The sequence below is a fragment of the Candidatus Hydrogenedentota bacterium genome (genome assembly GCA_019695095.1).
Taxonomy (GTDB): Bacteria; Hydrogenedentota; Hydrogenedentia; order Hydrogenedentales; family SLHB01; genus JAIBAQ01.
Map to the genome: position 1 here is coordinate 13,629 of JAIBAQ010000052.1, position 20,852 is coordinate 34,480.

The following is a 20,852-nucleotide window of genomic DNA, read 5'->3' on the forward strand; positions in this document are numbered from 1 at the left end:
CGGACCCAAATTTATCCAGCCCCCGGCCTGCCCGCCGTGAAGTCCTACTGCCCGGACTGGGCGAACAGATGCGCGAAGATCCCCGACCCCGGAAGGTTCTGCCCTCCGTCGGCCACGATCAGCGTTCCTGTTATATAGTCGGCCAACGGCGTAGAAAGGAAGACAGCCAACTGACCGATGTCTTCCACCCTGCCGAATCGGCGCAACGGAATCGCTTCCCGAAAGGAATCGCGCATCCCCTCGGGGAGAAGCCGCTCAAACCCCTCGGTTTCCTCGATGGGACCGGGTGCAATACTGTTGCACCGGATGCCGTAAGGCCCCCATTCCAGCGCCAGGTTCTGCATGAGGTTGTCGATCCCCGCTTTGGCGGCCCCCACGTGGCACTGCGCCATATAGGGCAAAAACGCCTGACCCGCAGATATAAAGATCACATTTCCACGGGTCTTCTGCAGTTGGGGCAAGGCGGCGCGGCACGCATTGAACGACCCGAGCAAGTCGATATCCACAACCGCCTTGAACCCATTAGGGCTCAAGGCCTCGGCTGGACACGGGAAGTTCCCTGCCGCTCCGCAAACCAGAGTCTGCATCGGGCCAAGCGCCTCCTCGGATTGCCTCAAGGAGGCTTCAAGCGCGGCGTAGTCGCGCACATCCGCCGCTACGGCCGATACGTTCGCGCCGAGGGCGCGCAACTCGTCCGCGGCACGATCCAGTTTATCCTGATTCCGGCCGCAAATACCGATGGACGCTCCAAGAGCGGCAAAACACTTGGCAATACCCAGATTGATGCCGCTTCCGCCCCCGGTTACAAACACAGTCTTCCCGCGAAAGAGATCCTTCGAGAAATACGATGTGACCTTCATGAGAAAACACCTCGGTTTTGATACAGCCGCCAGCAAGAAGCGGAGTATAGCACACGCAGCGGAGAGATGTAAGGCGCTAGCAGACTATCCGAGGCACTCTGTCAATGGTTTGTTCGGTATCGACTCCTCCTTAAACTCCAGGATGCGGGCATTTCCGGAGCATAGGATTGAATTTTTTGCTAGTTCACGGGCACCTATCTAAATAAATACTTGCGAAACTAAGAAAGCCGCGCTAAACTTGCTTCTCGCAGGGAATACCCGGCGACATGGCAAGCCGTGGGAGGAATGTCGCCGACTTAAGGGCCTTTGTTTTAATTACTTACGTTTAGGGAATGCGCGGAAGGAGGGACCATGAAGGGGAGCACTGTAGGTTCACGAAGAAGCATAGTGGGGATGCTTCTCACGGGAATGGCGCTGGGAGCCATTCTGCATTTTGGCCTATGCGCCGTAGGCTCGTTGACGCCGGTCGGGCAAATGGCGTCGTTCGCTGGGGTGGTTGACGCTCAGGCAGAGCTACAGAACGTCACCGTTGGCGGAGAAATCCGGTTGCGGGCGCGCTACTGGCACAACGTGTACGACGACACGCTGCCGGGCGGCTTGTCCTTGGATCGGGTACCGACATTCTTCCTGCCCAGGAGGCCGATCGGTCTGGGCGGAACCCGAAGCCGGTACATCTTCGACGAGCGCGTCACCGACCGCGAAATCGTCGAACAGAAGACACTTCTGAACGTTAACGCCGATTTCACCAATCACGTCAATGCAACGATAGTTGTCGAATCCTTCGACCTGTGGGGCGACGATTTCCGGTCCGATTACATTACGGGCGCGGACTTCCGGGCCAACACGGGAACGGACGTCGAGATTACGCAGTCCTTCATCGACGTGGAGAACCTGTTCGACACGCCTCTGACGTTGCGTATCGGCCGTCAACCACTCGCGATTGACAAGCGGTGGCTGGTCAGCGACTACATTTCCGGTACGCTGGCAATCACGTTCGACGGCGTCCGTCTGATGTACCACGGCGACCTGTGGGAAATCGACGCGTGGGCAACCAAGCTCGCGGAAGGCGGCGTAGGCGAGCAGGACGGCGATGTCGATTTCTACGGCGCGCACGCGACCTTCAAGCCCTTCGATTGGCTGAACGCGACCGCCTACTATTTCCTGGTCCGCGATGGCCGTAGCCTGAACGACACCAACGCTTCCGCTCCCGTCGAATGGTTCGAGGACTTCTTCGGCCGCGACAACTACGATCCGACGTACCTCCACACCATAGGCACGCGCCTACGGGGCGAAGCGATGGGCTGGGACTACGACATCGAAGCGGCCTATCAGTTTGGCGAGATGGACGCGGTCGGCTCGCGGTTCGTTCCGAATGGATTCGCCTACGGCGACGACAGCGCGCGCATGGACGCGTGGGGCGTCGACGTGGAAGTCGGTCACACGTTTGAGAACATCTTCATGAAGCCGCGCGTCAAGGTAGGCGGCGCTTGGATGTCCGGCGAAGACAACCGCGAAGTGGATTTCCTCGATTGGATCAATCCGATCGATCGCCCCGATTCGAGCATGTCGTTCAACCGCCTGTTCTCCGGAACGGTCTATAGCTGGACGCTCGATGTCGGTCAGGACATGTCGAACTTCAAGCACATCCGCGTTGGCGCGGAGACGCAGTTGACGGAGTCTGTCACGGCATCCATCACCGCCACGAAGTGGTGGGTCGATGAACCGTTCGAGATGCCGGCCATGTGGAAGGTCGGGCGCTTCCGCGTTCCGCTTGCGCCCGCGCTCAGCTTCCTCTCCGAGGAAGGCTCCGACGATATCGGCACCACGGTGCTGTTGTGGCTGCGCTACAACTACTCCGAAGACTTCTACATCGCGCTGGGCGTCGAGCACCTGTTCACCGGCGATGCGCTTGAAGACGGGTCCTTCCTGCACCGGAACGGCCTTGAATTCACCGGCGGCCTCAACGGCGACGACGGCACATATTTCGTGATCGACAGTGGTATCAAGTTTGGCGGTCCAGGCCGCGCGGTCGACCTGCACCAGATCGAATACCGCACGAAGAAATAAGCCGCTTCAGCGAGACCTAGCAGTATCCACACCGGCGAGGGTGCCCCCCTCGCCGGTCTTGTTTTTGGTGAGGACAAAATGCGTGGTGGGCAATGTGTCAGAACCGGCGTGCGGTCGAGGACATCGGAACGCGCGTTAACGCTTCAGGTCGGGCGTTCCCAATCGGCAAACGGCCTCGGGGGTGATGAGATCGTTGAACTGTTCGGAGGTTAGGAGTCCGTCACGCAGCACGATCTCGCGGATGGTCTTGCCCTTGTCTTTCGCCTGCGTCACGACCTTACACATGCGGTCGTAGCCCAATGCGGGCAGCAGCGCCGTGGCGATGGCGGTTGAGCTTTCGACGTGCGCGCGGCACCGAGCTTCATCGGCTTCGATTCCTTCCACGCAGTGCTTGCGCAGAATGTCGCACGAATTGGCGAGCAAGTCGCAACTCTCAAGCAGACAATTCGCCACCAGCGGGAGGAAGGCATTGAGTTCGAGGTCGCCGCGGGAACATGCGTGGGCAATGACGGCATCGTGGCCCATCACCAGCATGGCGGCTTGGCTGACCGCTTCCGGAATCACCGGATTCACTTTTCCCGGCATGATGGACGAACCGGCTTGCCGCGCGGGAATCCGTATTTCGCCAAGCCCAGCCTCGGGCCCGGAAGACAACAGCCGCAGGTCGCTGCTCACCTTCAGCAACGACACGGCGCACGCCTTGAGTATGCCGGAGACCTCGACAAATACGTCGGCGTTCTGCGTGGCTTCGACCAGGTTCTCCGCGCGCGCGAAACCGATGCCGGTCTGTTCGCGCAACGTGTCGACTACGCGGAAAATGTATTGGCGCGGCGCGGCAAGGCCGGTGCCGATGGCCGTGCCGCCGAGGTTCACCACGCGAAGCCGCTCTTCGCACTTGAAGATGCGCCAACGGTCGCGATTGAACGCTTCGGCATACGCGCCCATTTCGCGGCCCAACGTCGTAAGCACGGCATCCTGCATCTCCGTGCGTCCCACCTTGACGATGTGCGCGAACTCCTTCTCTTTCGCTTGAAAGGCTTCCTGCAACGCGACAACACGTTCCTCAAGACGCTTGATCAGGCGAATTGCCGCCAGCTTCAACGCCGTGGGGTAGGTGTCGTTGGTGGATTGATGCAGGTTGATGTCGTCGAGCGGCGACACGCGGTCGTAGGCGCCGCGCGGCAGCCCCAGCAGTTCGAGGGCGCGATTCGCGATCGATTCGTTCGCGTTCATGTTCGTGCTCGTGCCCGCGCCACCCTGCAGCGCGTCGACCACGATGTGTTCGACCAGCGAACCGTCTGCCAACTCGCGGCACGCTCGGAGAATGGCGTCGGCCTTGGACGGGTCCGCGGCCCACGCGCCGAGCGCGTGATTGGTCAACGCGCATGCCAGTTTGACCACGCCGAACGCGCGCGCCAACTCTGGATGCACGGAACGGCCCGCCAGGGGGAAATTCTCCAGCGCCCGCGCCGTGTGCACGCCATAAAGAGCGTCGGCGGGCACGGAAACGCCGCCTAACAGGTCATGTTCCGCGCGATGTGAATGTGTCGTGTCCATTGTGGATTATGAAATTGGCGATAGACTCCGGACCGCCGCGGATTCCCGGAGGCCGATCCGTGGGCTGCTGAAAGCCATCCCTATTTCGGATGGTCGAAGATCATCTCCTGCACTTGCACACCCTCGACGGCCTTCAACTTGTCGCGCATCTCTTGAATCAGACTCACCTCGCCGAACATCTCGAGAATGACGAGTCCATTGGGCGAGCAAAAGCTTTTGTCGACTTCATGCAGGCCGAGGCGCGTCTTGATGTTGCAGCCGTACTGAGAAAACAAATCTTGAATCACGCGCGCGTTCTTGACGCGGTTCGTGATATGCACCCCGAGAATATAATGGTTATCCATGGAATTCGATTCCCCCTTCACGTTGCACGGTATTTCCGATCCTGCTACACGTACACATCGCGCTCGCCATTCTTCACGCGTTCCATCATGCCCTCGGAGACGTTCCGCCGAGACGGGGTAAACCGCTGAAGCGTCTGCTTGATGCACGCTTCGCCGATCGCTTTCGTCTCGGGCGTCCCGTAGTCTTCGAGATACTCCAGGAATGTGCTGAGCGCGTTGACGTCGCAATGATCCTTAATTTTGCCCGGCTTCGCAAGATCCATGAAATCGGCCCCCGTGCGCCCCAGGCGGTAACAGGCCGTGCAGAACGAAGGAATGTACCCCAGTTCGGCGATATCTCGAATGACTTCATCGAGAGAGCGGTGGTCGCCGAGCGAGAATTGGCTGCCGTCGTACTCTTCTTCGGCGTAGCCGCCGGGATTCGTGCGGCTGCCTGCGGAGATCTGCGACACACCCACCGCGAACGTCTCACGGCGAATGTTGGGTGTCTCGCGAGTCGACATGATGATGCCAGTGTAGGGCACCGCCAAACGAAGGATCGCGACGAGCTTCCGGAAGTCAACGTCGGAAACAGGGTGCGGCGGATGCGAGGCCATGTTCGAGCCGACGGCGGGTTCGAGCCGCGGAACACTGATGGTGTGCGGCCCGACGCCAAACTTCTTTTCCAGATGTTCGATATGCTGCATCAAGGCCAATACCTCAAAGCGCCAATCGAACAGCCCGAACAGAATGCCCACGCCCACATCGTCGATCCCGGATTCCATGGCGCGATCCATTGCAGAGACGCGCCAGTCGAAATCCGCCTTCTTGCCGGACGTGTGCACTCTCGCGTAGGTCTGGCGGTGATACGTTTCCTGGAACAACTGATACGTGCCGATGCCGGACGCCTTCAGCTCTTCGAATTCTTCCAGGGTCAGGGGCGCAACGTTCGCGTTGATGCGCCGGATCTCGCCGCGCCCGCTCTTGACAGAGTAGATGGTCTCGATAGACTTGAGGATATACGGGAACCCCTCATCGGGATACGATTCGCCTGCCACGAGCAGAATGCGTTTGTGCCCCTGATCGATGATGATCTTCGTTTCGTTGGCAATCTCTTCCTGCGTGAGCGCGCGCCGCTTCACGTCGGTATTTGTCTTCCGAAACGCGCAATACAGGCACTCGTTGTTGCAGAGATTGGAGACATAGAGGGGCGCGAAGAGAACGAGGCGCCGCCCGTAGATCTCTTCTTTGACGCGACGCGCCGTGTCGAAGAGTTCGGACAGCAACTGCGGGTCGCTCACGGCCATCAACGTGGCCACGTCGTCCGCGTTCAGTCCTTTAAGCTCGAACGCTTTTGCCAAGACTTCACGCACACACGCCGCGTCTTTTCTTGCGCCGTGTTGCAGGGTCGCCTCAATTCGTTCTTCGTCGATAGGAACCGTATCTGTCGTATTCATCAGAAATCACCGTACCTTTTCTATTTCTATGGAGCCTGCCACACACGGCCTCATCCCGAAATAAAGTTCCAACAGGCCCAGCGAAAGCCTTCCGTTTCCGCTGGGCCTGTCCCGATGAGGCCTATGCGACACAATAAACAGCCGGACTGCAGCTGTCCCTTCGGTTACTCTATGTACTTGCCTCGGGCCGTATAGTGGGTGTGCAACAGCTTGTGACTGATGTGCCCACAGGGACCGTCTGTCAAGTACTCATTATACACCTTCGTGACGGCAGGGTTTTCGTGCGACTTGCGCACCGAGTACGCCCGGTCTTCACTGTAGATTGCTTCAGCGCGCGCCGCGCGGATAGCCGGACTGGTCGGAATCGGCTGGCCGCCGCCGCCCAGGCAGCCGCCCGGACACGCCATCACTTCGATAAAGTGGCATTCACTGAACTTGCCGCCCGCCTTCACGTCGTCCATAACCTTCTTGGCGTATGCGGTTCCGTGAGCCACGGCCACCTTCAGGGTCGCGCCCTTGAGCCACTTCCAATCCTTGAACAACCCTTTCAGAATGTCGGGCACGGGTCCTACTTCCTTAATCGGAAGTTCCGCGTACTTGATGCCTTCGAAACCGCGCACGGGGACGATCTCCGCGTGGTCGAAGAAGTTCTCGACCTTGTTCCCCGTGACCAGTTCGACCACCGTGCGCAGCGCCGCTTCCATGACGCCGCCCGTCGCTCCGAAGATCACGCCGGAACCCGTAGCGGTGCCGAACGGATCGTCAAAGTCAGACTTCTCCAACTCCGGCAGGTAGATACCCGCTTCGCTGATCATCTTCCCCAGTTCGCGGGTCGTCAGGCCGTAGTCCACGTCCTTGTAACCGCTGTCGCACATCTCGGGGCGGTTGCACTCAAATTTCTTGGCCGAGCACGGCATGAGCGCAACCGATACGATGTCCTTCGGATCGATCTTGTTCAGCTTGGCGTAATACGTTTTGATCAACGCGCCAAACATCTGTTGCGGACTCTTCGCGGACGACAGATTGTCGATCATGTCGGGATAGAAGTGCTCCAGGTACTTCACCCATCCCGGCGAACAACTCGTTAGCTGCGGCAGCGCGACCGGCTGTTTGTCCACCAGCGCCTTCTTCAAGCGCAGCAGGAGTTCTGTGCCTTCTTCGATGATCGTGAGGTCCGCCGTGAAGTTCGTGTCGAACACCTTGTCGAACCCGCACAGGCGCAGCGCCGTGTTCATCTCGAAGGTCAGGGCGCGTCCGGGCGGGAGCCCGAAGCATTCCCCGATGCCCGCGCGCGGGCTGGGCGCCGTCTGCATGATCACGTGCTTGGTTGGATCGTCGATGGCCGCCCACACGTCATCCGTGGGATCGTTGGCGCGCAACGCGCCGGTGGGACACCGGTTGATGCACTGTCCGCAATTGATGCACACCACCTCACCCAGCGGCTTGTCCATGAACGTAACGACGCGCGTTTCCGCGCCGCGATTCTCCACTTCCAACACGCCGACTTCCTGGAAGTCGATACACGTGCGGATGCAGCGGCGGCACAGAATGCACTTGTTCATGTCGCGGACCACGGAATGGCTGGAGCAATCGATCTCGTACTTCGGTTCCGTCGGGTGCCCGAAGCGGAAGAAGTCCACGCCGTATTCCTTGGCAAGGCTCTGCAATTCGCAGTTGTTGTTGCGGGCGCACGCATAGCATTCGCCGTAGTGATCGGACAGCAGCAGGTCAAGGATGTGCCGGCGAGCCTGACGCACTTTGCGCGTGTGCGTTTTGATCTTGATCGGCGACGTGATGGGAAACGCGCATGACGCCTGGAGTGCGCGCTGCGTGTCAACCTCGACGACGCATATACGACACACGCCCGCCACGCACAGATCCTCGTGGTGGCACAAGGTGGGGATCTTTATCCCTAACTGCTTGCATGCCTCGAGGATGGTCGTGCCCACAGGCACTTTGACAGTCCTTCCGTCGATATCGACCGTCACTTTCGCGCCGATTGCTTGCGAGTCGGCGCCCTTTAAATCAATCGTCTGCCCGCGCTGGCTAACGGGCGCGCGAGAAACGTCTTTTCCGAATGTAGTGGAATCGGACATGGTTTACTCCTTCTCACCGGGAGCCGCGGCAATCCGGCCCATGAGTTCGTCTTTGAAGTGCGCAACGATGGAAAGAAACGCGTTGGGCGCGGACTGGCCCAAGCCGCATTTGGAGGCGAGTTGCATGGTCTCGCCGAGGCCGCGAAGTTCCCGCAGATACTGCATGGAACACGCGCCCTTCGAGAGCTTCTCCACACCCTCCAACAGCTTCGCCGAGCCCACCCTGCACGGGGTGCACTGGCCGCACGATTCTTCCACGAAGAACTCCAAGAAGTTGCGCGAGACGTCTACCATATCCCGATCGGGTCCAAACACAATGATGGAACCGCCCGTGGGGATGTCCTCATAGGCGATGGTGCGCGCGAATTCCGAAGCCGGTACGCAATGGCCGGACGCGCCGCCAATCTGTACCGCCTTCGCATCTTCTCCGCCGACTTCTTTCAGCAAGTCGGCCACGCTGATGCCCATCGGAAACTCGTACACACCGGGGTGTTCGCAGTCGCCGGATACGCTGAACAGCTTCAACCCCGTGGACTTGTCCGTTCCAATGCTCTTGAACCAGTGCGCGCCTTTCGCAAGGATGCACGCGACCCACGCGAGCGTTTCGACGTTGTTCACCACGGTGGGATGTCCGAGATAACCCGTGTCTACGGGGTATGGAGGACGATTGCGAGGTTCGCCGCGGTGACCTTCCAGCGACTCGATGAGCGCGGTTTCTTCACCGCACACATAGGCGCCGGAGCCCATGCGAATCTCGATGTCGAACGTGAACCCTTCGCGAGAGAGGATGTTTTCGCCCAAAAGCCCCTCGTTGCGCCTGCGCTGCAAGATGGCTTCCAGAAGAGGACGAAGATACGAGTATTCGCCGCGCAAGTAGATGATGCCGTGCTTTGCGCCGATTGCGAGCGCGGCAATGGACATGCCTTCGAACACGAGATCCGCGTACTCGGTGAGAATGACGCGGTCTTTGAAGGTGCCCGGCTCGCCTTCGTCGGCGTTGCAGACTACGTACTTGTGTTCGTCTTTTGCGGCCGCCGCCAAATTCCATTTGACGCCCGTGGGGAAGCCCGCGCCGCCGCGTCCCTTCATGCCCGACGCGCTGATTTCGGCGATGATTTCGCTCCGGTGTTTCTTAACGGCGTGTTGCAGGCCCGCGTTGATTCTTGCGCTGCCGAAGGTCAGCGGACCCGTCTTGGTATTGTGCATGCCGGCAGCCCGATCCAGCGTTACGTTCATACGAGGTACTCCTGCCGTTTCTCCGTGGCGAACACCCCAAAGGCCCGCCTGCACCCATCGAGTATGTCGTGGACCTTGTCCGGCGTCACGCGCGTGAACACGTGATCGTTCACGAGCATCGCGGGCCCCTGGTCGCACATGCCGATGCAGTTCGCCCACTCGAGCGTGAACCGGCCGTCCGGCGTCGTTTCGCCAAACGAAATGCCCAGGTCGTTCTCAAGCTGACGCGCGACCCGGTCTTTGTTCTGCATCGCGCAGGAAAGGGTGCGGCACAGCCGGATGATGAACTTCCCCTTGGGGCGATGGTCGAGAAAACTGTAGAAGGAGACCACGCCGTATACCTCGACCGGATGAATGTCGAGCATGTTCGCGACCACTTGCATGGCGTGTTCGGAGACGTGGAAATACTTCGCCTGTATCTCCTGCAGAATGGGGATCAGCGCGCTGCGCGTACGCCCGAACTCGTCTCCCCATCTCTGGATGTCCTGGTTGAGCTTGTCTTGTTGGGTCTGAAACATCAACTACCCCTCCTTCTTCTTTTCGAGAAGGCGCTTCACCTTCGCGATGAGCGTGGCGGGCTCGACGGGCTTCTCCTGGAATTCCTCCACAGGCACAAGGTCGTCGTCACTGCCGTACTGCAAGCCCGTCACCATGCCGATGCTGGTCAGCATGAGAATGGGTGACTTGAAGTCTTTGCGGCGAAGTTCTTGTGCCATCGTCATTCCGTCGTCCGGTTGTTCCATCATCACGTCCAAGATGATGAGATCCGGCTTGAATGACTCTACGGCTGCCATCCCGGAAGCTTTGTCGTGCGCACTGGCGACTTCATAGCCCTCCTTCTCGAGAAAGAGAGACGCGGCTTCCGTGATGTCGGGATCATCGTCGACGATCAGGATCTTTGCCATACCCCCAACTCCTTATTTGGCATATAGTTGCCTACACAAACCTGGAAACGGAACCCCCTTTAAGACGCCCGGACGGACCGAGGAACTACCAACCGCCCGAAAAAATCGTGATTTTTTTCACGATTTCTATACCCGTTATACAATAACTCTCGGCAAATTTCAAGCCCCTTGTTCTTCACTGCCGTTTTTCGCACTTTCATCTTGCAAGAAACCTCCGGCGCAGGCCGCCTTTTTGAGCCTTTCTGCACTGCGCCGATTGCTCGCTCCCCTAGCCGGGGGCAGCCAGTGAGTCAGGCTACCTAGGAGAAGTAACTATTTCGCTTCTCCAGGGATAAATAGACTGGCCGGGTAGATTGGTGAAGGATTTGCTAGAATACCGGAATTTGCGGACTACCCTATTCGCGGATAATCTGTTATAATCCGGTCTACGGCGGAGAGAATGCTGTGCGAACTCCCCGTCGGCTGTGCTCGTTCCGTCCCTGTCCGGGATCGGGCTCCCCCGACCGCGTAAGTGTCGCGAGACGCCACGCGTACCACGAGTGAGGAAGGGACTCGTTGGTTGCTCGGTAGAAGTACATGAGGCGAGAGGGTTCCTCGTTTGACAGAATTCAAGAGACTTCCGTGCCCCGCGCGAGTCGGAAGCGTGTCCATAAACCGAACCGAATTAGAAGCTGTCCTTGCCGAGTTTGTCGGCGCCGGAATCGAGCGATCGGGCCGCTGTGTCCTGGTTACAGATGGCGTTCCCACCGAATCTCTACTTGAAGGCCTTTCGCGCTGCGGACTGGACGCCGAGGCCGCCATGTTGTCGGGCACGCTGATCATCGCGGATCGCGCCAATACGGTCGACTCGTCGGGGACGCCCTTGTCCCGTCTTACCGCAGGCTCCCCGGGCCGGGAAACCTGGGTGGTCGTGGTCAACCCCACGTTGCCGGACGCGCAGGAAACGTTTCTGCAAATGGCGCAGGACAGGGTGTTGAGTGTCCGCGAAGTCTGTGAAACAAATAAACTCGTTCTATTAGAAGCCCTGGAAACAGAGCAGTATCCGGGCTACGATCCCATCGATCTGCTTCGCATGTATCCTGCCGTGTATTCGCGCGGCGCAGTCTGCCGCAATCGCTACTACATTCAAACCGGTGAATTCCTGGAATCCCTGGACCCCGAATCCAGACTGGATACCGTGCTTAACGACATCCGTGCCGTGGAGCAATCGGAAAGCGCCCTGCACGAGACCCAGGAGCGTCTGCGCAACCAGGTCGACTCCGATAAGCGCCTGAAGACAGAGCGCGTGTTGCGCGAGACGTACGCCATGTTGCGTGCCGTAGTGCAAGCCTCTCCCGCGGCGATTGTGGTGTTCGACCCAAGCCTGCGCGTATCGACGTGGAACCCCGCGGCAGAGTTCCTTCTGGGGTGCCCACGCAGGGACGTGCTTGGCGTTCGCTTAAGCACCTATACGACTGACGGCTCTCCAATCGAAGACCTCGCGCGAAACTGTTTCGAGGGAAATCGAGTGGCGGGGCAGGAACTCACGATCCAGCGAAAAGACGGCTCTGAAATCACGCTCGCATTCTGGACGGCTCCTATCATCGAGACCGATGGAAGCGTGACCGGCGTCATGGTTCTGATGATCGACGTGACAAAGGCAAAAGAGCTTGAGAGTCAGTTGATTCAAGCGCAGAAGATGGAAGCTATCGGCCGACTCGCTGGAGGGATTGCGCACGACTTCAACAACCTGCTTCTGGCAATTCTGGGCACGACGGAATTGATGCTCTCGCGCGAAGACCTTTCCGAAGACACGCGGTTCGACGTCGCGGATATTCGCCGCGCGGCGGATCGCGCGAGCGCCTTGACGCGGCAATTGCTGGCCTTCAGCAGGAAGCAAATACTTCAACCGCGCGCGCTCGACCTGAATGCCGTCATTGCCGACATGCACAAAATGATGTCGCGCCTGCTGAAAGAAGATATTGAGCTGGAGATGAAATTGCACCCCGATCTGGATCATGTCAAGGCAGATCCGGGCCAGGTCGAGCAGATCATTCTGAATCTTGTCATGAACGCGCGCGACGCGATGACTGACGGAGGCAGTATCTCGCTGTCTACCGCGAGCACAACCATTACCGCTTCGTACGATCCTGAAACGACCGGCCTGCCGCCCGGAGGATACGTCGTCTTGGAAGTGCGGGATTCCGGGTGCGGGATGAGCGAGGAAGTACTCGCGCACATCTTCGAGCCCTTCTACACGACGAAGCCGGCAGATAAAGGGACTGGCCTGGGTCTTTCGACGGTTTATGGAATTGTAAAGCAAAGTGGCGGTGGCATCGTCGTCGAGAGCGAACCCGGAAAGGGCTCGGCATTTCGCGTGTACCTTCCCTCCACGCAAGAGGAAGTCCCCGCGGGTGAAGTCGGCACGGTTACACGAAGCCTACGCATCGGCACAGAGACGGTCCTCGTAGTGGAAGACGAAGACATGGTTCGCGGACCGGTGGTCAAGGTGCTTCAGATGGACGGATACGAAACGCTCGAGGCCGGCAGCGGCGAAGAAGCGCTGAAGATTATCGAATCGTTCGAAGGCACGATTCATCTGATGGTAACAGACGTTGTGATGCCGGGCATGAACGGTCGCGAACTCGCGGAGCACGTTGTGAAACTCCGGCCGGGCACTAAAGTTCTGTTCATGTCAGGACACATGGAGGAACTCATTATCGGCCAAGGTGTGCTGGCGCCGGGTGTTCCATTCCTTCAGAAGCCATTCCAGATGACGGTATTCGCCGATAAAGTCCGCGAAATGCTTGACCTCCCCAAGAAGAACCGCCGCCGCGCCTGCTAATACACTTCTCCCTGCCGGCGCCCATCCGTCAAAGGCAAGTTGCATGCCGCACAAGAAGCAGTCACTGCTAAAGCGTGTTGAGTAGCGCCGGTCTCGATGAGACCGGCGGCGCGGAGGTGATGGGCATGGTATCCACTCGATGCCGCTGCCTCTCGCAGTCAACGGTCTACTTTGCGCAAACTCAATCCACTTCAACGAAACAGGGGGCGTCCGAAGACGCCCCCTGTGATTTCAAGGCGAGCAATCGCGCTTTGAGCGTTCGGCCTTACTCCACCGTCACGCTCTTGGCGAGGTTACGGGGCTGGTCGACGTCGCAGCCGCGGTTGACGGCGATGTAGTACGCAAGCAATTGCAGCGGAACCGCAACGACGATCGGGCTGAACGGTTCGTAGCACTGCGGGATGTACAGCACATCGGCACTGTGGTGCTTGATGCCTTCATCGCCTTCGGTGGCAACCGTGAGCACGATGCCCGAACGCGCGCGGATTTCCTGCATGTTCGAGACCATCTTGTCGTAGGTGTCGCCTTCGACAGCCACGCAGACCACCGGCAACTCGTTCGTGACCAGCGCGATGGGGCCGTGCTTCATTTCACCGGCGCCGTAGCCTTCGGCGTGGATGTAGCTGATTTCTTTCAGCTTCAATGCGCCTTCCAGCGCGCTCGGGAAGTTGAAGCTGCGGCCAAGGTACAGCGCGCTCTGGGCGTTCATGTACTTCGGATCCTTCGCGCAGCGGATCACGTCTTCCTGGTGGTCCAGCACCCACTGGATCTTGTCGGGGATGGCGCGCAGGTGGGCAATCATCTCTTTGCCCTCAGCCTTCGTCAGCGTGCCGCGCGTCTCGCCCAACCAAATCGTGAACAGCGCAAACGCGGTGATCTGCGATGTGTAGGCTTTCGTGGAGGCAACGCCGATTTCCGGACCGGCCTGCGTGTAGATGACGCCGTGCGATTCGCGCGCGATGCTCGAACCGACCACGTTGACGATGGACACGACCTTCGCGCCGCGGCTCTTCGCAATGCGGATGGCTTCGAGCGTGTCGGCGGTTTCGCCAGACTGCGTTACGGGGATCACGATGGTGTTCTTGGGAATGATCGGATCGCGGTAACGGTATTCCGATGCGATATCGACTTCGACAGGCACCTTCGTGAACTTCTCGATGAGGTACTTGCCCACGAGGCCCGCGTGCCACGCGGTACCGCAGGAGACGATCACGATCTTCGCGCAATCCTTCAACTCCTGCTCCGTGAGCTGCATGTCGGGAAGCTGGACCTTGTCCGAACCTTCCGTGACGCGGCCGCGCAGCGTGTTGCGAATCACGTCGGGCTGCTGGTTGATCTCTTTCAGCATGAAGTGCGGATACCCTTCCTTCTCTGCTGCCGAGTCGTCCCAGTCCACCGTCTTTACTTCCAGATGCTGGGGATTGCCGTCCAGGTCTTCAATCTTGTAACCGTCGCGCTTGATCTCGCAGACCTGACCGTTGTCGATGTACAACACCTTGCGGGTGTACTTCATGATGGCGGGCACGTCCGACGCGATGAAGGCTTCGCCGTCGCCCAGGCCGACGATAAGCGGGCTGCCGTGACGCGCGGCCACGAGCAGATCGGGATTGTCCTTGCTTACGACGCCGATGGCATACGCACCTTCCACGTCTTTGAGCGCGCGCTTCACCGCCGCGAACAGGTCGCCCTTGTAGTACTTGCGGACAAGGTGCGCGATGGTTTCCGTATCGGTCTGGCTGCGGAACTCGACACCTTCCGCCGTCAACTCCGCGCGAAGTTCCTGGTAGTTCTCGATGATGCCGTTATGCACGACGGCGATTTCCATCGGACCGTCGAAGTGCGGGTGCGAGTTGCGCTCGCTGGGTACGCCGTGAGTGGCCCAACGGGTGTGGCCGATTCCAATCGGTCCTTCCAGATGGCTCTCTTCGAGCTTTGCGTCCATGACCTTCAGCTTGCCCACGCTCTTGACGCAGTCCAGCTTGCCGCCGCGGACTACCACCACGCCGGCCGAGTCATAACCGCGGTATTCAAGCCGGTGCAGACCGGACATGATGATTTCCACGGCGTTCTTCTTTCCAATGTACCCCACTATACCGCACATACCGTTCGTCTCCTCTTACGGTTACTCGCGTCCGTTTTTGCCGCCTTATTTCGTTGCCCGGGATGGGTCGTCCGACCTGGCGGCGCCACGCGCGGATACTCTCTTCACTCTTCTATCGTCAATGCCCCACATAGCGGAGCAACATGAACCCGCCAATCAACAGGATCGTGAACGCGATCGTCAACAGATTGAAACGCTTCTCGATGAACGCGTGTATCGGTTCTCCAAACTTGTACAGCAGCGCCGCCACAATATAGAAGCGCGCTGCCCGGCCAATCAGCGACGCCACCACGAACATCGGGAAATTGATGTTGAACACACCCGCCGTGATCGTGATGACCTTGTAGGGGATTGGCGTAAACGCCGCCACGAAGACTACCCAGAAGTCGTACTGTTCGTACAACCCCTGCACCTTGGCAAACTGAGCCTCCGTGAACCCTGGGATGTACGTGAAGAAGAACTGGTCCACCACGCTCCAGAGTCCCATCCCAATGATGTAACCGAAGATACCGCCCAACAATGAGCCCACGGTACAGATCAGCCCGAACTTGAACCAGGACTTCCGATGCCCGAGGCACAATGCGATCAAGAGAACGTCCGGTGGAATCGGGAAAACACTCGACTCTACGAACGCGAGAACGAAAAGGGCATATCCGCCGTAGGGAGTTTCCGCCCAACTAAGGACCCAGTCGTACTGGCGTTTGATCAGCGCCATCATCGGACAGCGTTCCTCATGGCTTGAATCCCCACGTTTCCAACGTCTTCAACATTGCATGATTGGTCATGTCCCGGTGCAAGGGCGTGACGCTCACTTCGCCATTCTCGATGGCGTCAAAGTCCGTGCCCGGCTCCGTGATGTGGCTCGGCTCCGCGCCGCCAATCCAGTAGTACGTCCCGCCGCGCGGGTCCTGACGATGAATGATCTCGTCCTGATACGTGCGCCGTCCCATCTTGGTCACGCGGACACCCTGCAGATCCTCGTACGGCACATCGGGGACGTTTACGTTTAACATGGTATCGGCAGGCAGGTTATGCGACAGAAGAGTCTTGGCGACAGACTGCGCCACTTGCCCCGCCGTCTCCATATGCTGCGGCGAATACGACACATTCGATATCGCAAACGAGCAGATGCCTAGCATCATCCCCTCGAAGGCGCCGGCAACCGTTCCGGAATAGGTGACATCGTCCCCGAGGTTAGCTCCCGTGTTGATTCCGGAGACGACAAGGTCGGGCCGGGTCTTCAGGAGGTCGCGCACGGCCAGCATTACGCAGTCCGTGGGAGTCCCGTCCACCATAAACCATTTATCCTGAAAGGGATAAACGCGCAACGGACGGTGCAACGAAACGCCGTGCCCCACGGCGCTCTGCTGGCGGTCGGGTGCAAACACCGAGACCTCGCCCAGCGGCTCAAGCCACTGGACGAGCGCCGCCAGGCCGGGTGCGCGGATACCGTCGTCGTTTGTTACAAGGATTTGGGGTTTCACAGCGATTCCAAATCGGGGCCGGTGGAGAACTCAGAGAGCATTGGGGAAATCCGTGCGTCGGCACAGACTTCCTCGAAGATATAGCAAATTTCGGGAATGCAATTCAAACTGTGCCGGATGTACGGGTCTTGATGAGAACACCATTTTCCTCGTATACTCCGTACGGGAAGGACATCAGCAATGAAACGACCACGCCTCCTCGTCGTTGACGACGAGGAGTATATCCGTCTTGCGCTACGCAAGTGGTTCGAAGGCTGCGGATTTGAAGTAGACGTTGCCGACGATGGCGACGTTGCGGTCGACCTGTGCCGCTCGAAATCCTACGACGCCATCACGATGGACCTTGTCATGCCGCGCATGAACGGATCGGTCGCCATCGAGGCTATCCGCAACCTCGACCCCAAGGTCCCCATCGTCGTCCTGACTGGCTACCAGGAGCGCCTTTCCGATCTTGGCAGCCTCGGCGTATCGAAAATCCTCGCCAAACCCCTCGCCCTCCACGACCTCGAACAGGAAATCCGGGCGCTGCTGCCCTCGATGGCGTAGGCTCGGATCGTCTCTCGAACTCGGTCTTGGACCGTCCTCCTGTATTGGGCGCATCACAGTCACGAGAGGCATTTACCGACTGAAACTCTCAATACAACGCTGAACACGTTATGCTTGCCGAAATAGAAGCACGGCTAGAAGAGAACCATGCTATTTGGAAGCCAAACTGTCATCCCGAGTCCGCCTGCGGCGGACGCAGCATGACACGCCAAAATAAGCTCTAGTTTCTAACTTGATGGAGTTGTCTCTTGTAGCTACTCATCTTGTCAAGATGAACAAAGCCAGCGGTCCTCTCGTGAATCGTGACGACAAGACGAATCCTGGGCATCCTGTGCATCCTTGTAGAAACTCTTTATTGAACAAGGATGCACAGGATACACAGGATACGCAGGATAAAAGCACTGGACTCCCGTGAATGACTCCTATGATTAGTGTCAGTTCGTTGCACTGTCAGAAAGTGGCAATCACTCGTTTGCGGGGTCGCGGATGCGAAACGAGGGACTTGCGGGACGTGAAATCTCTACATCCTATCGTTGAGAAGACAGGAGGGAAGCTTAGCCCAAACGGGGTGACACGTGGGTCGGTTCCCGAGTAGCGCAGCGCTCGCCGAGCGCGGCGTAGTGTAGACCTGTCGACTATCGCTTATGTGGTGCCGAGCCCATCGAGGCATATGCCACCGAGCGCTGCTCTACGTAGGTGTCTATCAAACGGCAGGCAAGATGCCTGCCACACACTGAATTCAGCTTTCCTGTTCGGCAGCGCCGCCCTGCCAGAATTGCCTGTCTGCTGACTCGGGATTACAGATGATGATGGGCTCCAAGTGCTGTCAAGAGGAGATTGATTCTCGCGTGGGGTAGCCGTTCCGTCGGCACGCCTCTATCAGAAACCACCCTGCCACGGGCAGCGAAATCCCCAGCCACAGCAACCCCCACAAGATGCTTGGAATCCCGGTGATTTCCGCGAGGATGTGCGCGTCGCTTGGCAGGCCGGGGCGGGCGAGGATGTCGCTAAAGACATCCGCGGGGGCGTAGAGGCAACTGGTGAGGCCGATGAGTTTGAGCAGGAAGTCGTTGGCGGGATCGGGCAAGTAAAGCCCAATTGCGATGAAGGCAAGGGAAGCAATCGTGCCGAACAGCATGCCAAATGTTAGCAGGGGCCGCATTGCATAGAGTGTCACCGCAAACAGGATCAGTCCAAGAATCACGGTGAGTATGCGGTCGCGTTTGACGCGGGCGGCGGCGATCAGTATTGCGCCTCCCCAGAGCAGGCTGCCGAGGTATCCCGCCGAGGCAATGAGGAAAGGCATGCCGCCGGTAGTCACGCAGAGTCCGCCTTCGGCGGGGACAATCTGGATGCCGACGATGCTGCCGCCGGTGACAATCGCCGCAAGGCCGTGGCTAAGCTCGTGGAAGAAGACGGTCAGTAAACGCAACGGGTACACAATTGGGGTGCGCCACAGAAGCAGCAACAGAATCCCGAGAACGGAAAGCGTGGCGACGGAGCGCCAGTCGATGGTACGGCTAAACATACGTGCATGGTAGCAGATAGGGCGGCGTCGCGGTCATCGAACGCGGCATCACCAAAATGCGCGCGGGACGGGGACCGTTGTGTGGCCGCCCGTCCCGCGAAGAGTCGCTTATTGGCTCGTCTCTATTGCTGGGGCTTAATCGCCGGTTGTTCGGTCGGTACGGAAATCGCCTCGGGCTGCTTCACGATGTCGAGCAGCTCTATGTCGAAAATCAGCGTCGCGTTGGGCGGAATGTCGCCACCGGCGCCCTGTTCACCGTAAGCAAGTGCGGACGGCACAAACACCTTGTACGTGGAACCGACCTTCATCTTCTGGAGGATTTCGGTCCAACCGGGGATAACGCGGTTGACGGGGAACTCCGCGGGCTCGCCGCGGTCGTACGAGCTATCGAACTGTTCGCCATTGATCAACGTGCCGCGATAGTTCGTCTTCACGGTGTCCGTTGCCTTTGGCATTTCCCCGGTTCCTTCTTTCACGACGATGTACTGGAGTCCGCTCTCGGTGGTCTTCACATCGGGCTTCTTGGCGTTCTCGGCGAGGAAGGCTTCGCCCTCGGCCTTGTTCGTATCGCTCTCCTTCTTATGGATTTCCTGCTGCTTGGCCATCAGCTTCTGTTCGAACTCCTTGAGGGTCTTCTGAATCTCTTCCTGGGAGAGCGCCATCTTCTTACCATCGATAGCATCCTGAATGCCTTGCATCAATGCCTTCATGTCGGGCTCGATCGCCTGCTTCTTGATGCTCTTTCCGAACTGGTTTCCGATGAAGTAGGAGACTTTCTGAATCTCCGATTCCAGACCTGCCGGCGCTGCGGCATCCTGGGCGAAGCAGGGCAATACGAAAACGCATGCCGCGAGAAGTAACGTGGCGAGGTGACGAGTGTTCACGAACGGACTCCTTTGAAGTTGGAAATGGGCGCGCCGCCGCGGCACTGGCCACCGGGGCGCAAGGGGGCGCATTGTACATGGAAAGGCCCGCAAGACGCACATTTTCCGAGGATGACGCCAAGTGTGGGCGATTTATCCGCGTTCGCGCAACGGACATCAGTCGCGCGGGGATGGGCGAGCGAATGTCATGTACAGGCTCATCGCGTAGTAATAGGCAACGAAGACCAGCGACCCCCAAAGCAGCGGTCGCGCCTCTCCAGGGTATCGGGCGAGCACAGCGATGAGAAGGGCGGACCATATCAGGGTGAGCACGATGGTCAATCCGCGAAATCTCTGCGCGCGCGAGGGGTACAGGTATTTCACGGGGACAAACACGGACACCGCGAGCGCGACAATCACCGCCAGATTGGTCCAGGAAGGAAGCTGCATGAAGAAGAGATAGAAGGCCACGACGTTCCAGTAGGAAGGGAAACCTTTGAAGTAGTGATCATCGGTTTTAGCGTCGGCTTGGCAGAACTGGTAGGCAGATGCCAGCACGATGAGCGCGACAGCGGCCAGGGAAAACTGCGCGGGCAGCAGCCCCGCTTCGTGTATCAGGAAGGCAGGAACCAGAACATACGTGAAGTAGTCGACGATGTTGTCCAGCAGTGCGCCGTCGAAGTGCGGCAAGACGTCGTGAACCCGAGCCCTTCGTGCGAGGAAACCGTCGCACGAATCGATTGCGGTAGCCACAACGAGCCACACAAAACTCGCGACCCATTCGTGGCGGTATACCGCCGCCACGGCAAGAAAGCCCACCAGTGCACCGCTGGCCGTGAGCGCGTGAACCGACCACGCGAAAAGCGTTTGGGCCGGTGAAGGCGGTCGAGCATTATTCGACACGGGATCGTCTCCGGTTAGAGGTTCGCGAAATCTGGGACAGACACGTCTTCGCTCCCTGCGGTCGCTCCGCTTGCGTCAGTCCCGATTTCGGCTTTGGGCTTC

General features: G+C 58.8%; 17 protein-coding genes. 3 read left to right on the top strand and 14 right to left on the bottom strand.

Features of this window, described 5'->3' with window-relative positions:
• Positions 1 to 44 precede the first annotated feature (44 nt).
• Positions 45 to 860: an SDR family oxidoreductase gene (locus tag K1Y02_10705; GenBank protein ID MBX7256823.1), complete on the bottom strand. Its 816-nt coding sequence runs from the start codon at positions 858 to 860 to the stop codon at positions 45 to 47.
• Between the two features lie 351 nt (positions 861 to 1,211).
• Here K1Y02_10705 and K1Y02_10710 point away from each other — a divergent pair, with 351 nt between their 5' ends.
• A complete protein-coding gene (locus K1Y02_10710; protein ID MBX7256824.1) occupies positions 1,212 to 2,927 on the top strand; it encodes an alginate export family protein in 1,716 nt (571 codons plus the stop codon).
• 135 nt (positions 2,928 to 3,062) lie between these two features.
• On the opposite strand, the gene K1Y02_10715 is transcribed toward K1Y02_10710, so the two are convergent.
• The 7 genes from K1Y02_10715 to K1Y02_10745 form a co-directional block, all read right to left on the bottom strand.
• On the bottom strand, positions 3,063 to 4,484 hold the full coding sequence (locus K1Y02_10715) for an aspartate ammonia-lyase (GenBank protein ID MBX7256825.1): 1,422 nt from the start codon (positions 4,482 to 4,484) through the stop codon (positions 3,063 to 3,065).
• An 80-nt stretch (positions 4,485 to 4,564) separates the two neighbouring features.
• Entirely contained in the window at positions 4,565 to 4,828 is a 264-nt protein-coding gene (locus tag K1Y02_10720; protein MBX7256826.1) for a hypothetical protein, read from the bottom strand.
• 44 nt (positions 4,829 to 4,872) lie between these two features.
• Positions 4,873 to 6,264, bottom strand: coding sequence for a [FeFe] hydrogenase H-cluster radical SAM maturase HydG (gene hydG, locus K1Y02_10725; GenBank protein MBX7256827.1), 1,392 nt, complete (start codon positions 6,262 to 6,264; stop codon positions 4,873 to 4,875).
• A 164-nt stretch (positions 6,265 to 6,428) separates the two neighbouring features.
• A complete protein-coding gene (locus tag K1Y02_10730) occupies positions 6,429 to 8,360 on the bottom strand; it encodes a [FeFe] hydrogenase, group A (protein MBX7256828.1) in 1,932 nt (643 codons plus the stop codon).
• Between the two features lie 3 nt (positions 8,361 to 8,363).
• Positions 8,364 to 9,566 carry a dehydrogenase gene (locus K1Y02_10735; GenBank protein MBX7256829.1) on the bottom strand — a complete coding sequence of 401 codons (1,203 nt, stop codon included), beginning with the start codon at positions 9,564 to 9,566 and terminating at the stop codon, positions 8,364 to 8,366.
• Positions 9,567 to 9,592: 26 nt separating this feature from the next.
• Complete coding sequence (nuoE, locus tag K1Y02_10740) at positions 9,593 to 10,114, bottom strand: NADH-quinone oxidoreductase subunit NuoE (GenBank protein MBX7256830.1); 522 nt, start codon at positions 10,112 to 10,114, stop codon at positions 9,593 to 9,595.
• A 3-nt stretch (positions 10,115 to 10,117) separates the two neighbouring features.
• Complete coding sequence (locus tag K1Y02_10745; GenBank protein ID MBX7256831.1) at positions 10,118 to 10,501, bottom strand: response regulator; 384 nt, start codon at positions 10,499 to 10,501, stop codon at positions 10,118 to 10,120.
• Between the two features lie 643 nt (positions 10,502 to 11,144).
• Here K1Y02_10745 and K1Y02_10750 point away from each other — a divergent pair.
• Positions 11,145 to 13,325: a response regulator gene (locus K1Y02_10750; protein MBX7256832.1), complete on the top strand. Its 2,181-nt coding sequence runs from the start codon at positions 11,145 to 11,147 to the stop codon at positions 13,323 to 13,325.
• Between the two features lie 265 nt (positions 13,326 to 13,590).
• Here the strand turns inward: K1Y02_10750 and glmS are convergent, their stop codons facing one another.
• The 3 genes from glmS to surE form a co-directional block, all read right to left on the bottom strand.
• Positions 13,591 to 15,426 (bottom strand): glutamine--fructose-6-phosphate transaminase (isomerizing), encoded by a 1,836-nt coding sequence (gene glmS, locus K1Y02_10755; GenBank protein MBX7256833.1) that lies wholly within the window; start codon positions 15,424 to 15,426, stop codon positions 13,591 to 13,593.
• 118 nt (positions 15,427 to 15,544) lie between these two features.
• The gene (locus K1Y02_10760) at positions 15,545 to 16,141 is read right to left on the bottom strand and encodes a DedA family protein (GenBank protein ID MBX7256834.1); all 597 of its coding nucleotides are present in this window, start codon (positions 16,139 to 16,141) and stop codon (positions 15,545 to 15,547) included.
• Between the two features lie 16 nt (positions 16,142 to 16,157).
• On the bottom strand, positions 16,158 to 16,910 hold the full coding sequence (gene surE, locus K1Y02_10765; GenBank protein ID MBX7256835.1) for a 5'/3'-nucleotidase SurE: 753 nt from the start codon (positions 16,908 to 16,910) through the stop codon (positions 16,158 to 16,160).
• 180 nt (positions 16,911 to 17,090) lie between these two features.
• On the opposite strand from surE, the gene K1Y02_10770 reads away from it, so the two are divergent.
• A complete protein-coding gene (locus K1Y02_10770; GenBank protein ID MBX7256836.1) occupies positions 17,091 to 17,456 on the top strand; it encodes a response regulator in 366 nt (121 codons plus the stop codon).
• An 826-nt stretch (positions 17,457 to 18,282) separates the two neighbouring features.
• Here the strand turns inward: K1Y02_10770 and K1Y02_10775 are convergent.
• The 3 genes from K1Y02_10775 to K1Y02_10785 form a co-directional block, all read right to left on the bottom strand.
• Positions 18,283 to 18,984: a M50 family metallopeptidase gene (locus K1Y02_10775; GenBank protein ID MBX7256837.1), complete on the bottom strand. Its 702-nt coding sequence runs from the start codon at positions 18,982 to 18,984 to the stop codon at positions 18,283 to 18,285.
• Between the two features lie 122 nt (positions 18,985 to 19,106).
• Positions 19,107 to 19,940 carry an FKBP-type peptidyl-prolyl cis-trans isomerase gene (locus K1Y02_10780; GenBank protein MBX7256838.1) on the bottom strand — a complete coding sequence of 278 codons (834 nt, stop codon included), beginning with the start codon at positions 19,938 to 19,940 and terminating at the stop codon, positions 19,107 to 19,109.
• A gap of 84 nt (positions 19,941 to 20,024) precedes the next feature.
• Positions 20,025 to 20,750 (bottom strand): CDP-alcohol phosphatidyltransferase family protein, encoded by a 726-nt coding sequence (locus K1Y02_10785; protein ID MBX7256839.1) that lies wholly within the window; start codon positions 20,748 to 20,750, stop codon positions 20,025 to 20,027.
• Positions 20,751 to 20,852 lie beyond the last annotated feature (102 nt).